This is a genomic window from Streptomyces sp. NPDC030995, from assembly GCF_055571215.1.
The window spans coordinates 1-20,649 of sequence record NZ_JBVIFS010000027.1 but is presented as its reverse complement, the minus strand read 5'-3'; the positions used below and the strand labels follow the sequence as shown (position 1 = coordinate 20,649).

18 protein-coding genes are annotated in these 20,649 nt (G+C 72.3%); 7 read left to right on the top strand and 11 right to left on the bottom strand.

The annotated features are described in order from the left end of the window. Window positions 1–5: 5 nt before the first annotated feature. Entirely contained in the window at window positions 6–1,310 is a 1,305-nt protein-coding gene (locus ACZ45T_RS29990) for a PAS domain-containing protein (protein ID WP_468446748.1), read from the bottom strand. 646 nt (window positions 1,311–1,956) lie between these two features. On the opposite strand from ACZ45T_RS29990, the gene iscB reads away from it, so the two are divergent. Next, a complete protein-coding gene (gene iscB, locus ACZ45T_RS29985; protein ID WP_468446746.1) occupies window positions 1,957–3,360 on the top strand; it encodes an RNA-guided endonuclease IscB in 1,404 nt (467 codons plus the stop codon). A gap of 199 nt (window positions 3,361–3,559) precedes the next feature. Here iscB and pdxH read toward each other — a convergent pair whose 3' ends face one another. Then, window positions 3,560–4,222: a pyridoxamine 5'-phosphate oxidase gene (pdxH, locus tag ACZ45T_RS29980; protein ID WP_468446744.1), complete on the bottom strand. Its 663-nt coding sequence runs from the start codon at window positions 4,220–4,222 to the stop codon at window positions 3,560–3,562. A gap of 200 nt (window positions 4,223–4,422) precedes the next feature. On the opposite strand from pdxH, the gene ACZ45T_RS29975 reads away from it, so the two are divergent. Further along, a complete protein-coding gene (locus tag ACZ45T_RS29975; RefSeq protein WP_326589623.1) occupies window positions 4,423–5,529 on the top strand; it encodes a citrate synthase 2 in 1,107 nt (368 codons plus the stop codon). Window positions 5,530–5,628: 99 nt separating this feature from the next. Here the strand turns inward: ACZ45T_RS29975 and ACZ45T_RS29970 are convergent, their stop codons facing one another. From ACZ45T_RS29970 to ACZ45T_RS29940, 7 genes are all read right to left on the bottom strand, one after another. Beyond that, a complete protein-coding gene (locus ACZ45T_RS29970; protein ID WP_468446741.1) occupies window positions 5,629–6,240 on the bottom strand; it encodes a TetR/AcrR family transcriptional regulator in 612 nt (203 codons plus the stop codon). After that, complete coding sequence (locus ACZ45T_RS29965; protein WP_468446739.1) at window positions 6,228–6,965, bottom strand: enoyl-CoA hydratase family protein; 738 nt, start codon at window positions 6,963–6,965, stop codon at window positions 6,228–6,230. The genes ACZ45T_RS29970 and ACZ45T_RS29965 overlap by 13 nt, the downstream gene beginning before the upstream one ends. 170 nt (window positions 6,966–7,135) lie before the next feature. After that, window positions 7,136–8,353: an acyl-CoA dehydrogenase family protein gene (locus tag ACZ45T_RS29960; RefSeq protein ID WP_468446737.1), complete on the bottom strand. Its 1,218-nt coding sequence runs from the start codon at window positions 8,351–8,353 to the stop codon at window positions 7,136–7,138. After that, the gene (locus ACZ45T_RS29955; protein ID WP_468446735.1) at window positions 8,350–10,269 is read right to left on the bottom strand and encodes an acetyl/propionyl/methylcrotonyl-CoA carboxylase subunit alpha; all 1,920 of its coding nucleotides are present in this window, start codon (window positions 10,267–10,269) and stop codon (window positions 8,350–8,352) included. The genes ACZ45T_RS29960 and ACZ45T_RS29955 overlap by 4 nt, the downstream gene beginning before the upstream one ends. A gap of 7 nt (window positions 10,270–10,276) precedes the next feature. Next, window positions 10,277–11,875, bottom strand: a complete 1,599-nt coding sequence (locus ACZ45T_RS29950) for an acyl-CoA carboxylase subunit beta (RefSeq protein ID WP_468446733.1) — start codon at window positions 11,873–11,875, stop codon at window positions 10,277–10,279. Continuing rightward, window positions 11,872–13,728 (bottom strand): acyclic terpene utilization AtuA family protein, encoded by a 1,857-nt coding sequence (locus tag ACZ45T_RS29945; protein ID WP_468446886.1) that lies wholly within the window; start codon window positions 13,726–13,728, stop codon window positions 11,872–11,874. The genes ACZ45T_RS29950 and ACZ45T_RS29945 overlap by 4 nt, the downstream gene beginning before the upstream one ends. Before the next feature lie 68 nt (window positions 13,729–13,796). Beyond that, window positions 13,797–14,606 carry a TIGR03084 family metal-binding protein gene (locus ACZ45T_RS29940; protein WP_468446731.1) on the bottom strand — a complete coding sequence of 270 codons (810 nt, stop codon included), beginning with the start codon at window positions 14,604–14,606 and terminating at the stop codon, window positions 13,797–13,799. A 322-nt stretch (window positions 14,607–14,928) separates the two neighbouring features. Between ACZ45T_RS29940 and ACZ45T_RS29935 the strand changes: the two genes are divergently transcribed. Further along, on the top strand, window positions 14,929–16,551 hold the full coding sequence (locus tag ACZ45T_RS29935; protein ID WP_468446729.1) for an alpha/beta fold hydrolase: 1,623 nt from the start codon (window positions 14,929–14,931) through the stop codon (window positions 16,549–16,551). 102 nt (window positions 16,552–16,653) lie between these two features. Here the strand turns inward: ACZ45T_RS29935 and ACZ45T_RS29930 are convergent, their stop codons facing one another. Continuing rightward, window positions 16,654–17,106 (bottom strand): hypothetical protein, encoded by a 453-nt coding sequence (locus ACZ45T_RS29930; protein WP_468446727.1) that lies wholly within the window; start codon window positions 17,104–17,106, stop codon window positions 16,654–16,656. Between the two features lie 50 nt (window positions 17,107–17,156). Between ACZ45T_RS29930 and ACZ45T_RS29925 the strand changes: the two genes are divergently transcribed. Next, window positions 17,157–18,176 carry a helix-turn-helix transcriptional regulator gene (locus tag ACZ45T_RS29925; RefSeq protein WP_468446725.1) on the top strand — a complete coding sequence of 340 codons (1,020 nt, stop codon included), beginning with the start codon at window positions 17,157–17,159 and terminating at the stop codon, window positions 18,174–18,176. Between the two features lie 2 nt (window positions 18,177–18,178). Here ACZ45T_RS29925 and ACZ45T_RS29920 read toward each other — a convergent pair whose 3' ends face one another. After that, complete coding sequence (locus ACZ45T_RS29920) at window positions 18,179–19,522, bottom strand: hypothetical protein (protein WP_468446723.1); 1,344 nt, start codon at window positions 19,520–19,522, stop codon at window positions 18,179–18,181. Between the two features lie 134 nt (window positions 19,523–19,656). Between ACZ45T_RS29920 and ACZ45T_RS29915 the strand changes: the two genes are divergently transcribed. Genes ACZ45T_RS29915 through ACZ45T_RS29905 form a run of 3 tightly spaced genes read left to right on the top strand, consistent with a single transcriptional unit; the run spans window position 19,657 to window position 20,439 of the window. Next, a complete protein-coding gene (locus ACZ45T_RS29915; RefSeq protein ID WP_468446721.1) occupies window positions 19,657–19,812 on the top strand; it encodes a hypothetical protein in 156 nt (51 codons plus the stop codon). Beyond that, window positions 19,805–20,014 (top strand): hypothetical protein, encoded by a 210-nt coding sequence (locus tag ACZ45T_RS29910; protein ID WP_468446719.1) that lies wholly within the window; start codon window positions 19,805–19,807, stop codon window positions 20,012–20,014. The genes ACZ45T_RS29915 and ACZ45T_RS29910 overlap by 8 nt, the downstream gene beginning before the upstream one ends. A gap of 44 nt (window positions 20,015–20,058) precedes the next feature. Continuing rightward, window positions 20,059–20,439: a nuclear transport factor 2 family protein gene (locus ACZ45T_RS29905; RefSeq protein WP_468446718.1), complete on the top strand. Its 381-nt coding sequence runs from the start codon at window positions 20,059–20,061 to the stop codon at window positions 20,437–20,439. The last annotated feature ends 210 nt before the right edge of the window (window positions 20,440–20,649 follow it).

The window sequence follows — 20,649 nt, the reverse complement described above, 5'->3', positions numbered from 1 at the left end:
GGCCGCTAGGCCCCCGCCGCCAGGTCCAGGTCGGCCGCGACCCGCGCCGCGACCTCCTCCGCGTACGCCGCGTCCGCGCTCTCGAAGGCGACCCGCGAGGGCCCGCGCAGGAACGTCAGCGCCCCCAGGGTCCGCCCCCGGCTCCGCAACACCGTGCACAGCACGTGCGCCGCACCCTCCGGCCACTGCCGGGCCCGCGCCCACTCCGCGTCCGGCTCCCCGCGCGGGGCGCTCGTCCGCACCGACCCGATCCGGTCCAGCGCCTGCAACGCCGGATGCCCGGCCACGTACCGGACGGGGATCGACCCGGGCCCCCGCAGCGCCGGCGGTGACGCGGCGGACCGTACGAGCCTTCGCCGCTCGGGATCGGCCGCGGGATCCAGCACGTCGAGCAGCACGTGCTCGGCGAAGCCGGCGAGCGCGTAGTCCAGCCGTACGGCGGCCGCCTCGGCCGGGTCCTCGCACTCGGCGGCGGCCCGCCCCGCACGGTGCAGCTGGTGCGCCCTGAACCGCAGCTGAGCGGTGTCCAACTGGGCCTGCCGGGCCTCGGTGACGTCCTGGAACAGCCAGCCGACACCCAGCGGCACCGGCTCCTCCGCGAGCGGCGACGCCAGCCGCAGGAACCCGCACCGCCAGCACCTGCGCCGCACCCCCTCCGCCGTGCGCACCGACACCCACAGCTCCACCGGCGCGGGCGGCGCCCCCTCGGCGAGCACGTGCTGGAGCGCGCCCTCCAGCTCCTCCACGCCCTGGGTCAGCAGCTCCCCGAGCGGCCGCCCGAGCAGCGCGGTGCGACCGGTGCCGAAGGCGCGCGCGGCGTGCGCGTTGACGACCGCGGGCCGCAGGTCGACGTCGACGAGGACCACGCCCCACGAGGCGTCCTCCATCAGGGCCTCGCTCAGCGCGATGGACCGCTCCAGGTCGATCTGCGCGTGCACCTCGCTGAAGGCGCAGTACACCCCGGCGGGCTTCCCGTCACCACCCGGCACCCCGGCGGACTGGGTCCGTACGAGAACCCGCCCGCCGTCCTTGGTCAGCAGCGCGAACTCGTGCACCTGCCGCCCGGGCACGTGCTGGGCGGCCATGAGCCTGTCCTGCACGTCCTGCGCATCGGCGGCCCGCACCGCCCACCCCTCGAACCCCTTGCGCCCCACGGCCTCGGCGGCGGACCAGCCCAGGATCCGCTCGGCCTCACGATTCCAGTGGGTGATCACGCCGTCGGAGTCGAACGCGCACAAGGCGGCGTCCATCCCGTCCAGCAGCGCTGCGAGCAGATCGTCGGCGGTCTCGTTACGTCCGGAAGCACTCACCTGGCACCCCCTGCAGGTGTTCGCGTGTGCGGCACGTCGGATCATTCAACTGGAACGTGACGCAGCACACACCGCTTTCCCCGGATTGGGTACGAGAAATCCGGTCGGGTTTCTTTCAGGAGGCGCCGAAGAAGACGCCGTGGCCCACGACCAGGGCGACCGCACGTTCGAGTGACCTCGCCCGAACCGCCCGCCCCCGCCGTGGCCCACGACCAGGGCGACCGCACGTTCGAGTGACCTCGCCCGAACCGCCCGCACCGCGCGATCCACGGTGCGTAGCGTCCCGAGAACCACAAGAAGGGAGGTCACTCGCTCCCTCGCACGAGTGACCAGCCCCAGTCATCACGATCCGCGGATCAGTTGAGGTGCCTCGATGACTACGTTCTTTGCAGGTGAGCAGACCCACCAGGCTGTGCTTCCTCAGCAGCCTGCTCTGGAATCCGCGAGCGCAGACACCCCTGGGAGCAGGGACGAAACGGCTCACGGGCTCCCGGCCACCATGCCGGGCACCGGTCTGGAACATGGGCGAGGGGAGACCGGCGCAGTCCGCACCGGGACGCGTCGGCGACACGCCCGATCCGCTGCTTCGGCAGCGGCGACGGCAGAGACCGGGAGCGGTGACGCTCCCCGCCCGGCAGCAAGCCGGGTGTTCGTACTGGCGAAGGGGGGCGAGCCGCTCATGCCCTGCCATCCCGCCCGTGCCCGCGAGTTGCTCGACCGTGGGCGCGCCGTCGTCGCACGGCGTGCTCCCTTCACCATCCGGCTCAAACACCGGACCCGTGCGGACTCGGCCGTCGGGGGCGTGCAGCTGCGCCTCGATCCCGGCTCCAAGGCGACGGGCATCGCCATCACGGATGAACACCGCCGAGTCGGCCCGCAGGGCCGAACCGCCGTCGCCCGCCGGGGGCTGATCACGATCGAGCTCCGGCACCGGGGACAACAGATCCACCGCGGCATGATGCGACGCGCCGGATACCGCCGCCGAAGACGCTCGGCGAACCTCCGCTACCGGGCGCCCCGACACGACAACCGGTCCCGGCCGGCCGGTTGGCTGCCGCCGTCCCTGCGCCATCGCATCGACTCCACCCTGTCCCTCGTCATGCGGCTGTGCCGATACGCACCAGTGCTCGAGATCCACGTGGAGCAGGTCGCGTTCGACACGACCGCATTCGCGGGAGTCACGCCATCCGGCGCAGAGGAGGGCGAGGAGCCGCCGCATGCCGGATCGGAGATCCGTGAGTTCCTTTTGGCCAAATGGAAGAGATCTTGCGCCTACTGCGATGCCACAGGGGTCCCTCTCAACATCGAACACGTACGACCGCGAAGCCGTGGAGGATCGGACCGGGTCTCGAACCTCGTTCTCGCCTGCGTTCCCTGCAATCAGGCGAAGGGGACGGCACGCATCGAAGAGTTCCTCTCCGGCCGGCCCACTCGTCTGGAACGCGTGATCACTCAGCTGAGGAGACCACTCCATGACGTAGCTGCCATGAACGCCACCAGGCTCCAACTCGTGGAGGCTCTCGCGACCCAGGGCGTGCCAGTGCATGCGTGGTCGGGCGGCCGTACCCACTGGAACCGGTTCGCGATGGGGTTGCCGAAGAGCCACACGCTCGATGCCCTGGCCATCGGGGTCATCGACCGCGAACGAGGGGATGCCGTCGTCCGCGTACCCGCCCGGATCCTCGTGGTGGCGTCGACAGGGCGTGGTTCGTACGCCAGGACCACCCCGGACCGCTTCGGGTTCCCCCGCTTGCAACGGCCGCGCGGCAAGGTCCACCACGGATACACGACCGGGGACCTGGTAGCGGCCGTCGTCCTCAAGGGGAAGTGGGTCGGCAAGTGGGTGGGACGCGTCGCGGTCCGGGCCGGCGGCCAGCATCGCATCACCACGCTGACCTGCCGCTTTGATGTCTCCCACCGGAATTTGCGGCTACTCCACAGAGCCGACGGATACACCTACGGATTCGCCGACGAAATTCCATTGAGCGAACAGCGGAGGCCTGCTTACAGTGGTCGCACACTGAAAGGAGGTGATCCCGGAAATGTATGAACTCCGGACGCGTGAGGTGGCTGCGGGCTAAGCGCCCGTCGTCGCACGCACCCAGTGCGGTGCCCGGCGGGATCGCCAGGCGCCAATCCACAGCAGTCACCCGACCCGCGGGCTCGCCGGTACGTCCGGCCGGCTTCTCCCACTGCAGGGGAGAGACCCGAGCCCGCGGGTCGTCTGCTTTTCCCGGGCTTGCCGCCCCTTACGGGCACAGCCTCTCGACGCGCCACTTGCCCGCGTCCAGGACGTAGCGCAGCCGGTCGTGCATGCGGTTCTCGTGGCCCTGCCAGAACTCCACCTCGTGCGGGACCACGCGCAGGCCGCCCCATTCCGGCGGGACGGGGACCTGCTCGCCCTCCGGGTAGCGGGCGGCGAGCTCCGCGTAGCGGCGGTCCAGTTCCGCGCGGGAGGCGATCACGCTGGACTGGTCGCTCGCCCAGGCGCCCAGCTGGGAGCCGTGCGGGCGGGAGCGGAAGTACGCCGCCGTCTCGTCGCGGCCGATACGGGCCGCCGTGCCGGTGACGATCACCTGGCGGGAGATGGGGTGCCAGGGGAACAGCAGGGCGATGTGCGGGTTCGCGTCGAGTTCACGGCCCTTGCGGGACGCGTAGTTGGTGAAGAAGACGAAGCCCCGCTCGTCGAACTGCTTGAGCAGCACCGTGCGCGAGCTGGGGCGGCCGTCGGGGGTCGCCGTGGAGACGATCATGGCGTTGGGTTCGAAGAGGTGCGAGGCGGCGGCCTGCTGGAACCACCGGTTGAACTGCCGCATCGGCTCCTCGGCGAGGCTGTCCTCCTCCACGATCTCCGAGCGGTACTGCTTGCGCATGATGGCGGGGTCAAGGTCCTGGTGGGTCACGCGGGCCATCCTGCCGCAGGGCGGCCACCGGCGGTGTGCCGTATGTCACGCTTCCGCAGTCCCGGTGGAACGGACAAAATCTTGGGGCCGGTCCGAAGGTCCCCGTGCGGGTGACCATCGGCCGTGCCGGGCATCAACGGGGATGACCGCGCCGGACCGCGAGTCACGCCGGGAGCCGCGCGTGTTCGCACTATCTGAGGAGCCGCCTGATGTCCGACTTCGTACCCGGGCTCGAAGGGGTCGTCGCGTTCGAGACGGAGATCGCCGAACCCGACAAGGAAGGTGGATCGCTCCGGTACCGGGGCGTGGACATCGAGGACCTGGTCGGGCACGTGTCCTTCGGGAACGTGTGGGGCCTGCTGGTCGACGGTGCCTTCAACCCCGGGCTGCCGGCCGCCGAGCCCTTCCCGATCCCGGTCCACTCCGGTGACATCCGTGTGGACGTGCAGTCCGCGCTCGCCATGCTCGCCCCCGTCTGGGGTCTGAAACCGCTGCTGGACATCGACGAGCAGACGGCCCGCGACGACCTCGCGCGCGCCGCGGTGATGGCGCTGTCGTACGTCGCGCAGTCCGCCCGCGGCCAGGGCCTGCCGATGGTGCCGCAGCGGGAGATCGACAAGGCCGAGTCCGTCGTCGAGCGGTTCATGATCCGCTGGCGGGGCGAGCCGGACCCGAAGCACGTCAAGGCCGTCGACGCGTACTGGACCTCGGCCGCCGAGCACGGCATGAACGCCTCCACCTTCACCGCGCGGGTGATCGCCTCGACCGGTGCGGACGTCGCGGCCGCGCTGTCCGGGGCCGTGGGCGCCATGTCGGGGCCGCTGCACGGCGGGGCGCCCTCGCGGGTGCTCGGCATGATCGAGGAGATCGAGCGCACCGGCGACGCCGTGGCGTACGTGAAGAAGGCCCTGGACAAGGGCGAGCGGCTGATGGGCTTCGGGCACCGCGTGTACCGCGCCGAGGACCCGCGCGCCCGCGTGCTGCGCCGCACGGCCAAGGAGCTGGACGCGCCGCGCTACGAGGTCGCCGCCGCGCTGGAGAAGGCCGCGCTGGAGGAGCTGCACGCCCGGCGCCCCGACCGGGTGCTGGCCACCAACGTGGAGTTCTGGGCCGCGATCATGCTGGACTTCGCCGAGGTCCCGGCGCACATGTTCACGTCGATGTTCAGCTGCGCCCGTACCGCGGGCTGGTCCGCGCACATCCTGGAGCAGAAGCGAACGGGCCGCCTGGTGCGGCCGTCGGCCCGCTACACGGGGCCGGGCCGGCGCAACCCGCAGGAGATCGAGGGCTACGCGGACATCGCCGAGACCGCGTGATCCCGTAGGCGTGATCCCGTAGGCAGGCAGGCACCGCGAGGGCGCCGCATCCCGTACCGGGGTGCGGCGCCCTCCCGTTTCGGCTGCCGGTCCTCGGTCTCAGCCGAGGGTCGCGTCCAGGATCCGCGACCACTGGGCGACGACGCGGGCCCGGCGGGCCGTGTCGTCGGTGAGGACATTGGCCAGGCCCAGGCCGCGGGCCATGTCGAGGAGGCCCTGCACGGTCTCCCGTACGCCCGGTACGGACTCGTCCGCGCCCAGCAGCTCGACGGCGATGCGGTGGGTCTCGCGGCCGACCCGGGCCTCCAGTTCGGTGACCCGGGGGCGTAGCTGCTCCTCGTTGGAGGCGGCGACCCACAGCTGGAGCGCGGCCCGGAAGAGGGCGCCCGTGTACAGGTCCACGAGCGCCTCGACCGCGGCGGCGCGGGTGGCGGGGCCGGCGTGGAAGAGGTCGCGCAGGGCCGTGGACCGCTCCTCCGCGACGTACTCGACGGCCGCGGTGAACAGGTCCTCGCGGGTGGGGAAGTGGTGCTGGGCGGCGCCGCGGGAGACGCCGGCGCGTTCGGCGACGACGGAGACGGTGGACCCGGCCCAGCCGTGTTCGGCCAGGCAGGACACGGCCGCCTCCAGGAGGTGGCGGCGGGTGACGCGGCTGCGCGCCTGCTTGGGGCCCTGCTTGAGGCCCTGCTCGGGCTCGGTCACAGCGCCCATGACGGTTCCCGGCGCTCGAAGCGGGCGGTGATGCCCTCGCGGGCCTCGGCGGAGGCGAAGAGCCCCGCGGACAGTTCCGTCAGGCGGGCGCCGTCGCGGTCCAGGGCCTCGCGCACGGCGGCCGTGGTCAGCGCCTTGGTGGCCGCCAGGCCTTGCGGGGAGGCCTTGCGCAGGCCGGCGAGGACGGGCGTCAGGGCCGCGTCCACGTCGTCGGCGTGCAGGGTGAGGAGGCCGATCCGGGCGGCTTCGGCGGCGTCGAAGGCCTCGGCGGTGAGGAAGTAGCGGGCGGCGGCGCGGGGGTCGAGGCGCGGCAGCAGCGGGATGGAGATCACGGCGGGGGCGAGGCCCAGGTGGGTCTCGGTGAAGGCGTACGAGGACTGCGGCCCGGCGGCGGCGATGTCGCAGACGCCGAGCAGGCCGAGGCCGCCGGCCCGGACGTGGCCGGTGACGCGGGCGACGACCGGCTTGGGCAGCTCGGCGATCTCGCGGAGCAGGGCCACGAAGTCGGCGGGGTCGAAGGGGGACTTGAGGTCGGCCCCGGCGCAGAAGGTGGTGCCGGTGTGCGTGAGCACGACGGCGCGGGTGTCCTGGTCCGCGGCGGCGGTGGCGAGGGCGGCCCGGAGTTCGGCGACGAGGCCGGCGGAGAGCGCGTTGCGGTTGGCCGGGGAGTCGAGGGTGAGGGTGCTGACTCCGGCCGCCGTTGTGACGGGCACGAGTGGGGCCATGTCTCCTCCGGAGGGGGTGTGCGGGTGAGGGTGGGGTCCTCCCAGGGGAGGGTATGCGGGTCGCCTGCGGCTCGGCTTCCTGGGGCTCCGCCCCAGACCCCGCGCCTCAAACGCCGGCGAGGCTGGATTTGGCCGGCGTTTGAGGCGCGGGTCCGGGCGGAGCCCGGCGGTCAGTACGACTTCGGGAGGCCCAGGGTCTGGTGGGAGACGAAGTTGAGGATCATCTCGCGGCTGACCGGGGCGATCCGGGACACGCGGGCCGCGGTGATCAGGGACGCGAGGCCGTACTCGCGGGTGAGGCCGTTGCCGCCGAGGGTGTGGACGGACTGGTCCACCGCGCGCACGCAGGCCTCCCCCGCCGCGTACTTGGCCATGTTCGCGGCCTCTCCCGCGCCCATGTCGTCGCCCGCGTCGTACAGCGCGGCGGCCTTCTGCATCATCAGGCGGGCCAGTTCCAGCTCGATGTGGGCCTGGGCCAGGGGGTGGGCCACGGCCTGGTGCGCGCCGATGGGCTCCTTCCACACCTGGCGGGTCTTCGCGTAGTCGATGGCCTTGGCGAGGGCGTAGCGGCCCATTCCGATGGCGAAGGCGGCGGTCATGATGCGCTCGGGGTTGAGTCCGGCGAAGAGCTGGAGGAGGCCCGCGTCCTCGTCTCCGACGAGGGAGTCGCAGGGGAGGCGTACGTCGTCCAGGACGAGTTCGAACTGCTTCTCGGCCGCCTGGAGTTCCATGTCGATGACGGAGCGGGTGAAGCCCGGGGTGTCGCGCGGGACGATGAACAGGCAGGGCTTGAGGCGGCCGGTCTTGGCGTCCTCCGTGCGGCCCACGATGAGCGTGGCGTCGGCGATGTCGACGCCGGAGATGAAGACCTTGCGGCCGGTGAGGATCCACTCGTCGCCCTCGCGGCGGGCCGTCGTGGTGATGCGGTGGGAGTTGGATCCGGCGTCGGGTTCGGTGATGCCGAAGGCCATGGTGCGGCTGCCGTCGGCGAGGCCGGGGAGCCAGGCCTGCTTCTGGGACTCGGTGCCGAAGCGGGCGATGACCGTGCCGCAGATGGCGGGCGAGACGACCATCATCAGGAGGGGACAGCCCGCGGCGCCCAGTTCTTCCAGGACGATGGACAGTTCGGCGATGCCGCCGCCTCCGCCGCCGTATTCCGCGGGGAGGTTGACCCCGAGGTAGCCGAGCTTCGCGGCGTCGGCCCACAGCTCGTCGGGGTGGCCGCCTTCGCGGGCCACGCGGGTCAGGTACTCGCGGCCGTAGCGCCGGCCGAGGGCGGCGACCGCGGTGCGCAGGGCCTTGTGCTCTTCGGTCTCGATGATGCTGGAGCTGTTGCTGTTGCTGTTGCTGGGGCTGGGGCTGGTGCTGGTGCTGGTGGCGGAGCTCATGACTGCGTTTCCTCCTGGACTACGGCGAGCAGGGCGCCGAAATCGACCTGTTGGCCGGTGACGGCGTGGAGCGCGGTGAGCGTGCCGGAGGCGGGAGCGAGGATGCGGTGCTCCATCTTCATGGCCTCCAGCCAGAGCAGGGGCTGCCCGGCGGTGACGGGGCTGCCGGGAGCGAGGCCCTCGGCGACGCGGACGACGGTGCCGGGCATGGGGGCGAGCAGGGAGCCCGGTTCGGTGCGGTCCTCGGGGTCCGGGAAACGGGGGACCGGGGTGAAGGTGTGGGCGCCGAGCGCAGAATCCACGTAGATCTCGGTCTTGTTCGAATTGTGTTTCACGTGGAACAGCCGTCGGATTCCCTCGACTTCGAGGGTGACGAGGGTGGGCGTGGCCGCCAGGACGCGAATGCCCGGGTGGTTCACGGGGTGGTACTGGACCTCGTACGCGGCGCCGGTCGCGGTTGCCGTGTAGCGGCGGGTCTGCGGCTGGGAGCGGACGTTGCGCCAGCCGCCGAGACGGGCGGCGAGGGAGGCGCCGGGGGCCGGGGCCGCCTCGGCGAGGGCGGCGGCGAGGGCGGCCGCGGTGGCGTCCGGGGCGCCTTCGGTGAGGGTGGCGAGGTGGCGCTCGTAGAAGCCGGTGTCGAGCTGCCCGGCGGCGAACTCCGGGTGGTGCAGAGACCGTACGAGGAGCTCGCGGTTGGTGGTGAGCCCGTGGATGCGGGCTCCGGCGAGGGCCCGGGCGAGGGCGCGTACGGCCTCGGCCCGGGTGGGGGCGTGGGCGATGACCTTGGCGAGCATCGGGTCGTAGTGGATGCCGACGGTGTCCCCGTCGGTGAATCCGGTGTCGACGCGGACCTCGCCGGCGAGGGCGAGGGTGTGCAGGACGCCGGTCTGCGGGCGCCAGTCCTGCGCGGGGTCCTCGGCGTAGAGGCGGGCCTCGACGGCGTGCCCGGTGGGCTGCGGGGGCGACGGGGGCAGGGCCGCGCCCTCGGCGACGCGCAGTTGGAGGGCGACGAGGTCGAGGCCGAAGACCGCTTCGGTGACGGGGTGTTCCACCTGGAGACGGGTGTTCATCTCCAGGAAGTACGGCCGCCCGTCGGCGGTGACGAGGAACTCCACGGTGCCCGCGCCCTGGTAGGACACGGCGCGGGCGGCGGCGACGGCGGCCGCGTGCAGGCTTTCGCGCAGGCTGTCCGGGAGGCCGGGCGCGGGGGCCTCCTCGATGACCTTCTGGTGGCGTCGCTGGAGGGAGCAGTCGCGGGTGCCGAGTGCCCAGACGGTGCCGTGGGCGTCGGCGAGGATCTGCACCTCGACGTGGCGGCCGCGTTCGACGTAGGGCTCGGCGAAGACCTCGCCGTCGCCGAAGGCGGAGCGGGCTTCGGCGCAGGCCGCGTCGAGGGCCTCCTTGAGCTCGTCGAGGTCGCGGACCACGCGCATGCCGCGCCCGCCGCCGCCCGCGGCGGCCTTGAGGAGCAGGGGCAGGTCGGCGGTGGTGGCGGTGGCCGGGTCGACGGGGTCGAGGAGCGGTACCCCGGCGGCGCGCATCAGCTCCTTGGCGCGGGTCTTGGAGGCCATGGCCTCGATGGCCTCGGGGGGCGGGCCGATCCAGGTCAGGCCGGCGGCCCGGACCTCGCGGGCGAAGCCGGCGTTCTCGGAGAGGAAGCCGTAGCCGGGGTGGACGGCGTCGGCGCCCGCGGCGAGCGCGGCCTTGATGATCAGTTCGCCGCGCAGGTAGGTGTCGGCGGGGGCCGCGCCGGGCAGGCGCACGGCCGCGTCGGCGTCGCGGACGTGCAGGGCGTCGGCGTCCGGGTCGGAGTGGACGGCGACGGTGGCCAGGCCCAGGGCGCGGGCGGTGCGGAAGATCCGTACGGCGATCTCACCGCGGTTGGCGACGAGGAGGGAGTTGATCGACTGAGTCATGTGCGGCTCACATCCGGAAGACGCCGAAGCCGCCACGGGCGCCCTCGACGGGGGCGTTGTGGACGGCCGACAGGCACAGGCCGAGGACGGTGCGGGTGTCGCGCGGGTCGATGACCCCGTCGTCGTACAGCCGCCCGGACAGGAACATCGGCAGGGACTCGGACTCGATCTGCGCCTCCACGAAGGCCCGCATCCCGGCGTCCGCCTCCTCGTCGTACGGCCGGCCCTTCGCGGCGGCGGACTGGCGGGACACGATGGAGAGCACGCCCGCGAGCTGCTGGGGGCCCATGACGGCGGACTTGGCGCTGGGCCAGGCGAAGAGGAAGCGGGGCTCGTAGGCGCGGCCGCACATGCCGTAGTGGCCGGCGCCGTAGCTCGCGCCGATGAGGACGGAGAGGTGCGGGACACGGGAGTTGGAGACCGCATTGATCATCATCGAGCCGTGCTTGATGATGCCGCCCTGCTCGTACTCCTTGCCGACCATGTAGCCGGTGGTGTTGTGGAGGAAGAGCAGCGGGATGTCCCGCTGGTTGGCGAGCTGGATGAACTGGGCGGCCTTCTGGGACTCGGCGCTGAACAGCACGCCCTGGGCGTTGGCGAGGATGCCGATCGGGTAGCCGTGCAGGGTGGCCCAGCCGGTGACGAGGCTGGGGCCGTAGAACGGCTTGAATTCGTCGAAGTCGGAGGCGTCGACGATGCGGGCGATGACCTCGCGGGGGTCGAAGGGCGTCTTGAGGTCGGCCGGGACGATGCCGAGGAGCTCCTCGGGGTCGTACGCCGGCTCCTCGGCGCGGGGCGGGTCCGCGTGCGGCTTGCGGTGGTTGAGGCGTGCGACGACGCGGCGGGCCCGGCGGAGCGCGTCGTACTCGTCGAGGGCGTAGTAGTCGGCGAGGCCGGAGGTGCGGGCGTGCATGTCGGCGCCGCCGAGGGACTCGTCGTCGGTCTCCTCGCCGGTGGCCATCTTGACCAGGGGCGGACCGCCGAGGAACACCTTGGAACGGTCCTTGATCATGATGGTGTGGTCGGACATGCCGGGGATGTACGCGCCTCCGGCGGTGGAGTTGCCGAAGACGACGGCGATGGTCGGGATGCCGTCGGCCGACAGCCGGGTGATGTCGCGGAAGATCGCGCCGCCCGGGATGAAGATCTCCTTCTGGGAGGGCAGATCGGCGCCACCGGACTCGACGAGGCTGATGCAGGGGAGTCTGTTCTGGCGGGCGATCTCGTTGGCGCGCAGCGCCTTCTTGAGCGTCCAGGGGTTGCTGGCGCCGCCGCGGACGGTGGGGTCGTTGGCGGTGATCAGGCACTCGACGCCCTCGACCGTGCCGATGCCGGTGACCATGGAGGCGCCGACGGGGTAGTCGCTGCCCCAGGCGGCGAGCGGGGACAGCTCCAGGAACGGGGTGTCCGGGTCGAGGAGCAGCTCGACGCGTTCGCGGGCCAGCAGCTTGCCGCGCTGCTTGTGGCGGGCGGTGTACTTCTCGCCGCCGCCCTGGAGCGCCTTGGCGTGCTCGGCGTCGAGGGCGGTGAGGCGCTCCAGGGCGGCGGTACGGGCCTGCGTGTGCTCGGGGGCGTGCGGGTCGACGGTGGTGCCGAGGCGGGTCATGGGCGGGTCCCCTCCGGGGCGGTCGGCAGGAGGCGGGTGGGGATGAGGCGGGTGGGGATGAGGCGGGTCGGGATGAGGCGGGTCGGGATGTCGAGGTGGCGGGCGCGGAGCCATTCGCCGAGGGCCTTGGCCTGGGGGTCGAAGCGGTGGCCGGAGGCGACGCCGTCGCCGAGGATTCCGGGGACGGTGAAGTTCAGCGCGCGGAGGTTCGGAAGCTCGTGGCGGGCCACCGGGAGGCCGGCGGCCTCGGGGAGCAGGGTCTTGAACCGGTCCACCGTCAGGGTCTGGTGGAGCCAGGCCCAGGCGTCGTCGGACTCGACCCACACCCCTACGTTGGCGTCACCGCCCTTGTCGCCGCTGCGGGCGCCCGCCACCGCCCCGAGGGGTGCGCGGGTGGTGGGCCCTGCGGGGCTCTCCCCCACCCCGCCCCTTCCCGAACCGGGGCTCCGCCCCAGACCCCGCGCCTCAAACGCCGGCGAGGCTGAAAGACCGGGGCTCCGCCCCGAACCCCGCTCCTCAAGCGCCGGAGGGGCTGGATTTTCAGCCTCGCCGGCGTTTGAGGCGCGGGGGTTCGGGGGCGGCGCCCCCGACGGGGTCTGGGGCGGAGCCCCGGTTTCGGGAAGGGGCGGGGTGGGGGGCAGGCTCCGCGCAGCGGGGATCGGGCGACGGGTGCCGTCCGCCAGGACCGCCACGTGGGGGACCGAGTCCTCCGGGACGAGGGCCGAGGTGAAGATCCCGTACGGCTGGGCCGGGCCCGGTGGGGCCGTCACGTGGAAGCCCGGGTAGCTGCCCAGGGCCAGTTCGATCGCCGCCGAGGTCAGGGCGCGGCCGACGCGGTCCGGGGAGGGGTCGCGGACCACCAGCCGCAGGAGGGCGCCGGCCGTTTCCTGCGTCGGGGCGTCCTCGTGGTCCGTGCGGGACAGGGTCCAGTCGGCGGTGGCCACGCCCTCCAGCGCGTCCGACAGCTGGGCGCGGACCAGGGCCGCCTTCGCCTCGATGTCCAGGCCGGTCAGGACGAAGACCACCTCGTTGCGCCAGCCGCCGATGCGGGTGACGCCCACCTTGAGGGTGGAGGGCGGCGGTTCGCCCTGGACCCCTGTGATGCGTACGCGGTCGGGCCCGTCCTCGGTCAGGCGGACCGTGTCCAGGCGGGCGGTCACGTCCGGGCCGAGGTAGCGCACGCCCTGGGTCTCGTAGAGGAGTTGGGCGGTGACGGTGCCGGGTGAGACCACTCCGCCCGTGCCCGGGTGCTTGGTGATCACCGAGGTGCCGTCCTCGGCGATCTCCGCGAGCGGGAAGCCGGGGCGGCGGACGTCGTGCGCGGTGAAGAAGGCGTAGTTGCCGCCGGTGGCCTGGGTGCCGCACTCCAGGACGTGGCCCGCGACCACCGCCCCCGCCAGCCGGTCGTAGTCGTCCGGGGCCCAGTCGAACCACCAGGCGGCCGGGCCGCTGACCAGCGCCGCGTCGGTGACGCGGCCGGTCACGACCACGTCCGCGCCGGCCCGCAGGCAGGCCGTGATCCCGGCGCCCCCGAGGTAGGCGTTGGCCGTCAGGGCGCCCTCGTACGGCATCAGGTCGTCGCCCTCGACATGGGCCACGGAGACGGGGACGCCCACCTTGGCCGCCAAGGCCCGTACGGCGTCGGCGAGTCCGGCCGGGTTGAGGCCGCCGGCGTTCGCGACGATCCGTACGCCCCGCTCGTGGGCGAGCCCGAGCCCTTCCTCCAGCTGGCGCAGGAAGGTTTTGGCGTAGCCGAGGTCCTGGTCCTTCAGGCGGTCGCGGCCCAGGATCAGCATGGTCAGCTCGGCCAGGTAGTCCCCGGTCAGTACGTCCAGCGGGCCGCCGGTGAGCATCTCGCGCACGGCGCTGAAGCGGTCCCCGTAGAAGCCGGAGGCGTTGGCGATCCGCAGCGGCCGGCGGGTCACCGGGAGCCCTCCGGCGACGGCCCGCGCCCGGGTCCCGCCGGGCCCGCGAAGGCCTGGGCGATGTCCAGCCAGCGGTCCGCGTCCGGGCCGGTCGCGGTCAGCGCCAGGTCGGCGCGGTGGGCCCGCCGGGTCGCCAGGAGGCAGAAGTCGAGCGCCGGGCCGGTGATCCGCTGCGGGGCGTCCGGGGGGCCGTACGTCCACACCTGCGAGCCGTCGGGGGCGGTCAGCTCCACCCGGAACTCCTCGGTGGGCGCGGGCAGTGCGTGTACGGCGTAGGCGTAGTCGCGGGCCCGTACGCCGATCCGTGCCACGTGCCGCAGCCGCGCGGTCGGGGTGCGGCGCACGCCGAGCGCGTCGGCCACGTCCTGGCCGTGCGCCCAGGTCTCCATCAGCCGGGCGCTCGCCATCGAGGCGGCCTTCATCGGCGGCCCGTACCAGGGGAAGCGGGCGTCGGGCGGGGCCGCGGCGAGTGCCTCGTCGAGGGCGGCGCGGCCGGTCCGCCAGCGGGCGAGCAGTTCGGCGGGCGGCAGCGCCGCGCTCTCCTCCGCGCCCTCGTCGACGAAGGAGTCGGGGGACTTCAGGGCCTCCTCGACCATGACGCCGAAGCCGGTGGCGTCGGTGAGGGCGAGCAGCGAGGCCCGGTCGGTCCAGTGCAGGTGGGCGATCTGGTGGGCGACGGTCCAGCCGGGTGCGGGGGTGGGCCGGGCCCAGTCGGCTTCGGTCAACTCCCCCACCAGGGCGTCGAGTTCATGACCTTCCTCGCGCAGATCTGCGAAGACGGCGGCGGCGGCGGACGGATCGGGCACGGTGCGCTCCCCTCTCGGCGTGAGGGGAAGACTGGCAGCCCTCCGGAAAACAATCAAGCACGCTTGCATGATTTTCTCGGCGCCAGCCTCCGCGGGCGGCACCTTCCCGCCACCCGCACCAAAGCGCCTTAATCGAACGGGAGTTGCCCTGCGCCCCGGCCGACCGCAGGTCCCACGGCGCGGCGGCCACCGGGCACACAGGGGGCGATTCAGGCCGTAAGCCGGAAACCCGCGATACGTCACGGATGTCCGTCCGACACTGGCACCGGACGTTCCGCTGCATGTTCGTGTTCGTGTCCCTCAACGAAGAGGATGGAATGACGTGACTTCAGCCGCCCAGCCCCCCTTCTCCCTCTATCCCGAACTCGACGCGACCGCCCTCGGCGCCTTCGTCACCGCCCTGGAGAGCGGCGACGTCACCGGCCTCGCCCCCTCCCGCGCCGCCGAGGTCGCCGAGGTCCGCTCCATAGCCGTCTTCACCCGCGGCAAGGTCACCGGCGCCGACGGGGACCTCCTCGACGCCGCGCTCTGGCGGCACACCGGAGCCCAGCCCCGCCCGGTGATCGTCATGCCCTCGCCCTGGACCAGCCTGGGCTGGCTCACGTACGCCGTCCAGGCCACGGTCTTCGCCCTCCGCGGCTACAACGTCATCGCCTACTCCGCCCGCGGTTTCGGCGGCTCCGAGGGCCAGGTCGAGGTGGCGGGCCCGCTCGACGTCATCGACGGCAGCCGGGCCCTGGACCACATCATCGAGCGCAGCACCGGCCCCGTGACGAAGATCGGCTTCCTCGGCGACTCGTACGGCTCCGGCATCAGCCAGCTGGTCGCCGCGCACGACACCCGCGTCCACGCCGTGGTCGCGCTCAGCTCGTGGGGCGATCTCGGGGAGGCGTTCTACGAGAACTCCACCCGCCACGTCGCTGCCGTACGGGCGCTGCTCGCGGCGGCCGCGAAGGCGCGGCTGAGCCCGCAGACGCAGACCGTCTTCGACAACGTCCTCGCGAACCGCGACATACCGGGGACCCTGCGCTGGGCGGAGGAGCGCTCGCCCTTCACCCACATCAAGGAGCTCAACCGCCGCCAGGTGCCGGTCTTCTTCTCGCACGCCTGGCACGAGACGCTCTTCCCGTCCAACCAGACCCTGAAGATGTTCAACGAGCTGACCGGCCCCAAGCGCCTCGCCATCTCCATCGGCGACCACTCCGGCCCCGAGATGACGGGCATGCTCGGCCTGCCGAACCGGATCTGGACGGACGCCCACCGCTGGTTCGACCTCCACCTCAAGGAGATCGACGACGGCATCGGCGCCGAGGGGCAGGTCGTCGGCGAGGTCATGTGGAGCAAGACCCTCGAACCCCGGCCCACCTGGCCCTCCCTCACCGAACAGGTACAGCGGGTGTACCTGGCGGGCGACGGGGAACTCGCCGACGACGCGCAGGCGGGCTGGACGGCGACCGTCCTGTGCGGGGTGGACACCCCGGCGACCGTCGCCGACAAGGTCGTCGAGTCCGGGTACGCGGAGATGGCCGGCAGCCCGAAGGCCTACCCGACGGACGACATCGACCGCACCGTCGCCGCCGTATGGGCCGCCGCCCCGGCCGCGGAGATCACCCGGCTGCGCGGCACACCGCGGCTGCGCGTGACCTACCGGGCGGCGAACCCCGGGTCGACCTTCGTCGCGTACCTCCTCGACGTGACGCCCGAGGGCACGGCCCACATCGTCACGCACGCCCCGTACACCGACCTCGACTCGCCGCCCGACAGCCTGATCTGCGCGGACATCGAACTCCAGGCAACGGCGTACGACATGCCGCGCGGCAACCGGCTGATGCTGGTGATCGACGCCCGCGACCCGTTCTACGGCGACGCCAACCTGCCGCGCGCGACGCTGGCGTTCACCTCGCCCGAGGCGACGCCCTCGTACCTGGACCTGCCGCTCGGCTGACCGGCCGCCCGGCTGACCGGCCGCTCGACTGACCGGCCGCGCGGCTGAGGGAGTACGCCCGCCCCACCGTCCCCCGTGGCCGGCGGGGCGGGCGTACGGCTTTCAGGGGCGACGGGCGAGGTCCATCGTCCAGTTGTGCAGCCAGGTCCCGCCCTGGTCGACGGAGAAGAACTGCTCCCAGCGGGCGGAGTCGGCGGTGATCTCCGACCACACGAACCGCACGCGGACAGCCTTCCCGTCGTGCGTGTCCTCACCCTCGAACACGCCGGTGCCGTCGGTGAACCGACCGACGACGGGCGGGAAGAGCGTCCCGGTCCGACGGCTCGACCAGTACAGCGACCACTCCTCGCGCTCCCGGTCGAACAGCCGCAGCGTGAGCCCGCCGAAGCCCTTCGTCGGGAAGTCGATCTCGTCGAAGCTGGCGCCGCCCTCGAAGTGCCGCGAGACGCGGGACACGGCCGGGAACTCCTCCCAGGCGCTGTCGGCGTCGAGGAAGTCGGTGCGCCAGCGGTTGGTCACGTCCCACGTGCCGACGAGGAAGTCGAATTCGTTCATGCGAGGACGGTAAGAGCCCTCCACTGACATCCTGTGTCAGTGAAGTCGCGATGAAGTCCAGCCGTCTCCTCTCCATCCTGCTGCTGCTCCAGACCCGGGGCCGGATGACCGCCGCCGAGCTCGCGCAGGAGCTGGAAGTGTCGGTGCGTACGGTCTACCGCGACGCGGAGGCGCTGGCCGCCGCAGGCGTACCGCTGTACGGGGACCCCGGGCACAGCGGCGGCTACCAGCTCCTCGCCGGCTACCGCACCCGCCTGACGGGGCTCAGCCCGGGCGAGGCGGAGGCGCTGTTCCTGACCGGGATGCCGGGCCCCGCTGCCGAACTGGGCCTCGGCCGGGCCCTGTCGGCGGCCCAGCTGAAACTGCGGGCGGCGCTGCCCGCCGAACTGCGCGCGCAGGCGGACCGGATGAGGCTGCGCTTCCACCTGGACGCGCCGGGCTGGTACGCGGAGCACGAGGAGACCCCGTACCTCGCGCAGGTCGCCGACGCGGTGTGGCGGGGCCGGGTGATCGAGGTGCGCTACCGGCGCTGGAAGGAACCGAGGGAGGTGGACCGCCGCCTCGCCCCCTACGGGCTGGTCCTGAAGGCGGGCCGCTGGTACCTGGTGGCCGGACCCGCCGACGGGCAGCCGCAGCCGCGCACCTACCGGGTGGACCAGATCCTCACGGTCACCGAGACGAACCGGTCGGCGGAACTCCCGGACGGCTTCGACCTCGCGGCCCACTGGCGCCGGACCCAGGCCGACTTCCATGCGCGGCTCCACCCGGAGGAGGCGGTCGTACGCCTCTCGGCGCGGGCCGCGGACCGGCTGACCGGCGCCCAGGCCCGGGCCCTGGCCGCCACGGGCGAACCGGACCCGGACCTGCCGGGCTGGACGCGCGCGGTGCTCCCGATCGAGTCGCAGTCCCAGGCGGAGGCACAGTTCCTCTCCCTGGCGGCGGAAGCCGAGGTCCTCTCCCCACCGGCCCTGCGCGCCCGCATCCGAACCACCCTGACGGCGATGACGACCCGCTACGGCCAGGTCCTGTCCGGGGCGGCCGACGCGCCGGACCGGCATCCCGGTCCTTGACCTCACCCCTTGAGCGCGCCAACGTGCCGGGCCCGCTCGCGCAGGTCTTTTACCGCCCGGACCGTGCCGTACGAGCGGAGCCGTAGAGCCATCACCTCGAAGTGCTCGTCACCCCGCGCCGACGAGAGCACCTCGTACTCGTCCAGGAAGCGGCCCCACGACTCGCACGCCGCCTCCACGTGCCCGATGGACAGCTGACGCTGGGCGAGAAGCCCGTACGCATGCAGGCGGCCCTGCCGCTCGTTCGCGGGCTGTACCCGGATCGACTCCCGCAGCGTCCGGACCGAACCGGGCACGTCCTTGGTCTCGTTCTGCACATGAGCGACGTGGAACAGATAGGCGGTCCGGTCGTACCCGCCGATCGACTCCCGCCGGTCGTCGGCGCGCGCGAGCGCTTCCTCCGCTTCCCGGAGACGGGCGAAGGCCTGCCGTTTGTCCCCCACCATCGCCGCGCCATGAGCCTGCTGCCCCCGCAGGAAGGCAACGAGCCGCGGCCCGGCCACGGGAGCCGCCTCCGCCGCCGAGTCGGCGAGTTCGAGGGCGCGCCGACCGTATCCAAGGTTGGACGCCTGGAGAGACATACCGCGCAGGGTCCGGCAGTACGTGACGTGCTCCTCCGCCTCCCCCGCCAGCTTGAGTGCGGACACGTAGTAGTCCTGACCCAGCCGGTGCTGCCGCTCGTACATCGCCATCCAGCCCGTGAGGTACACGAGGTCGGAAGCCGCCGCGAGCATGCTCCGCCGCACCGGAGCGGCCGCCTCGGCCTTCAGCCAGGGCCCTACGGTGTTCACGAGGAAGGCTGCCGCCATGGGCCGGGCGTGCCCGGCCCCGAGCTCGTCGAGGATGTCGGCGATCCGGTCCGTCATCGCGTGCACGGTGGCAACCTGCGCCTGTCCCACGCGCGTTGTCGCCTTGCCCGGCCTCACCGGCTCGGGCCCGTCGGCCCGCGCCAGGCCCGGGAACAGGGGAATGGCCAGCGCGGCGGAGAAGACTCCTGCGGCAATCACACGCCGCCTGGACGGATCCATGTCGGCCCTCCCGAGATCTACGAGGTCCCGGACAGTGTCCGCCTCGCCGGCGCTGCCCAGCGACGTGAGCCCCGCCTCGGCGTAGGTGACCGGCCGCGCCAGCTTCCGCTCGAACGCCTCGATGATCAGCGCCCTGACCTGCGGCCGGGGTTGGTGACCTGCAATCCACTGGGACACAGCGGGCTGACCGTACTTGAGGGTGAGGCCCGCCTCCCCTCCCATGCGATTGATGATCGAAGCGAACTGACTTCTGGACCATCCGGCCTGCTCAAGGAGCTTCGGCAGACCAGCGTTGGGTGTGCGTGAGTGTCGCGCCATGAGCAACTCCCGACAGGTGCATGGCTTGCATGCTTCTCCGACCCTCCAACGGTACTCGCGGCGGGGTTGCATGCGGTTACCTCTTCACAACGAGCAGTGATCAAGCGGAAGTTAATCGCCTCCAGGGAGTGGTCATGTCCAGCCACATCATTCACAGCTGCGCCATGGGCGTGCGTGGCATCGACATCCCGGAGGGCCCCTGGCCCGAGCCCAGCCAGGCCCTCCTCGACCGCGCACTCACCGGCTGGGAACGCTTCCTCGACACCGCTGAGGAGCTGACCGATGACTGAGCAGTACGAGTACGTGCCTCATCGACTGCTGCGCCGCCGCGTACGCGATGTCGCGTCCGGGGTCGAGGGCGAGCTGATGGCCGTGATCAACGAGAACGTGTCCGACTCCGTCCACCAGCACTGGATGGAGCTGGCCTACATCCGCGGCGCGTCCGGCCGTGAGTTCTCCACCTCGGTCGACAACGTCGAGCCGGCCGAATGACAGCCGCTCGTCGCTGTTCTGCTCCCGTGGACGAAGATGCCCGTATGAGCAGAGAAGCCGACGAGGTAGGCGAAGCGATCGCGGGCGAGTTGCGTCTGATGGACCCCGACGTGCGCGTGTCCCGGTCGCTGGCCCGGGAACTCCTCGACCCGGACTTCGTCGAGGTCGGCGCCTCGGGCCGGCGCTGGACGTACGAGGAAATGTTGGCCGCGCTGCCCGAGATGGACGGCGCGTCAGAGGACGGCCCGCGCTACGAACCTTCGGGCATGGTCGGTGTCGTGCTGGCGCCCGGGCTGGTACATCTGACCTACGAGACCATGATCGGCGGTCACCGGGCACGGCGCAGTTCGCTCTGGCGCAAACAGAGCGCGGGTTGGCAGATGTACTACCACCAGGCCACCCCCATCCCGCCTAAGGCCGGCTAACCGGAAGCCTGCGGACGGGACGGGACGTGCGGCGGGGTCGGGTGTGGGCGGGAGCCCCTCAGGCGGCATCAGAGCTGTGTATGGGGGTTTCCCGGCAGTCTTCGTATGTCCGTGGCGGGCCGGTCCCTCAAGGGCGCTCCTACGTCGCGTCGCTACGCGATGGCCTTCGGCCACCCTTGACCGACCGTCCCGCCACGGACATACGAAGAC

Bases quoted from the DNA above. Each gene is read 5' to 3' on its own strand.
- ACZ45T_RS29975 (WP_326589623.1), top strand. From the start codon at position 4,423: ATGTCCGACTTCGTACCCGGGCTCGAAGGGGTCGTCGCGTTCGAGACG.
- ACZ45T_RS29970 (WP_468446741.1), bottom strand. From the start codon at position 6,240: ATGGGCGCTGTGACCGAGCCCGAGCAGGGCCTCAAGCAGGGCCCCAAG.
- ACZ45T_RS29950 (WP_468446733.1), bottom strand. From the start codon at position 11,875: ATGACCCGCCTCGGCACCACCGTCGACCCGCACGCCCCCGAGCACACG.
- ACZ45T_RS29905 (WP_468446718.1), top strand. From the start codon at position 20,059: ATGAGCAGAGAAGCCGACGAGGTAGGCGAAGCGATCGCGGGCGAGTTG.
- ACZ45T_RS29915 (WP_468446721.1), top strand. From the start codon at position 19,657: ATGTCCAGCCACATCATTCACAGCTGCGCCATGGGCGTGCGTGGCATC.
- ACZ45T_RS29925 (WP_468446725.1), top strand. From the start codon at position 17,157: ATGAAGTCCAGCCGTCTCCTCTCCATCCTGCTGCTGCTCCAGACCCGG.
- ACZ45T_RS29930 (WP_468446727.1), bottom strand. From the start codon at position 17,106: ATGAACGAATTCGACTTCCTCGTCGGCACGTGGGACGTGACCAACCGC.
- pdxH (WP_468446744.1), bottom strand. From the start codon at position 4,222: ATGGCCCGCGTGACCCACCAGGACCTTGACCCCGCCATCATGCGCAAG.
- ACZ45T_RS29955 (WP_468446735.1), bottom strand. From the start codon at position 10,269: ATGACTCAGTCGATCAACTCCCTCCTCGTCGCCAACCGCGGTGAGATC.
- ACZ45T_RS29960 (WP_468446737.1), bottom strand. From the start codon at position 8,353: ATGAGCTCCGCCACCAGCACCAGCACCAGCCCCAGCCCCAGCAACAGC.
- ACZ45T_RS29965 (WP_468446739.1), bottom strand. From the start codon at position 6,965: ATGGCCCCACTCGTGCCCGTCACAACGGCGGCCGGAGTCAGCACCCTC.
- ACZ45T_RS29945 (WP_468446886.1), bottom strand. From the start codon at position 13,728: ATGCTCACCGGCGGCCCGCTGGACGTACTGACCGGGGACTACCTGGCC.
- ACZ45T_RS29910 (WP_468446719.1), top strand. From the start codon at position 19,805: ATGACTGAGCAGTACGAGTACGTGCCTCATCGACTGCTGCGCCGCCGC.
- ACZ45T_RS29920 (WP_468446723.1), bottom strand. From the start codon at position 19,522: ATGGCGCGACACTCACGCACACCCAACGCTGGTCTGCCGAAGCTCCTT.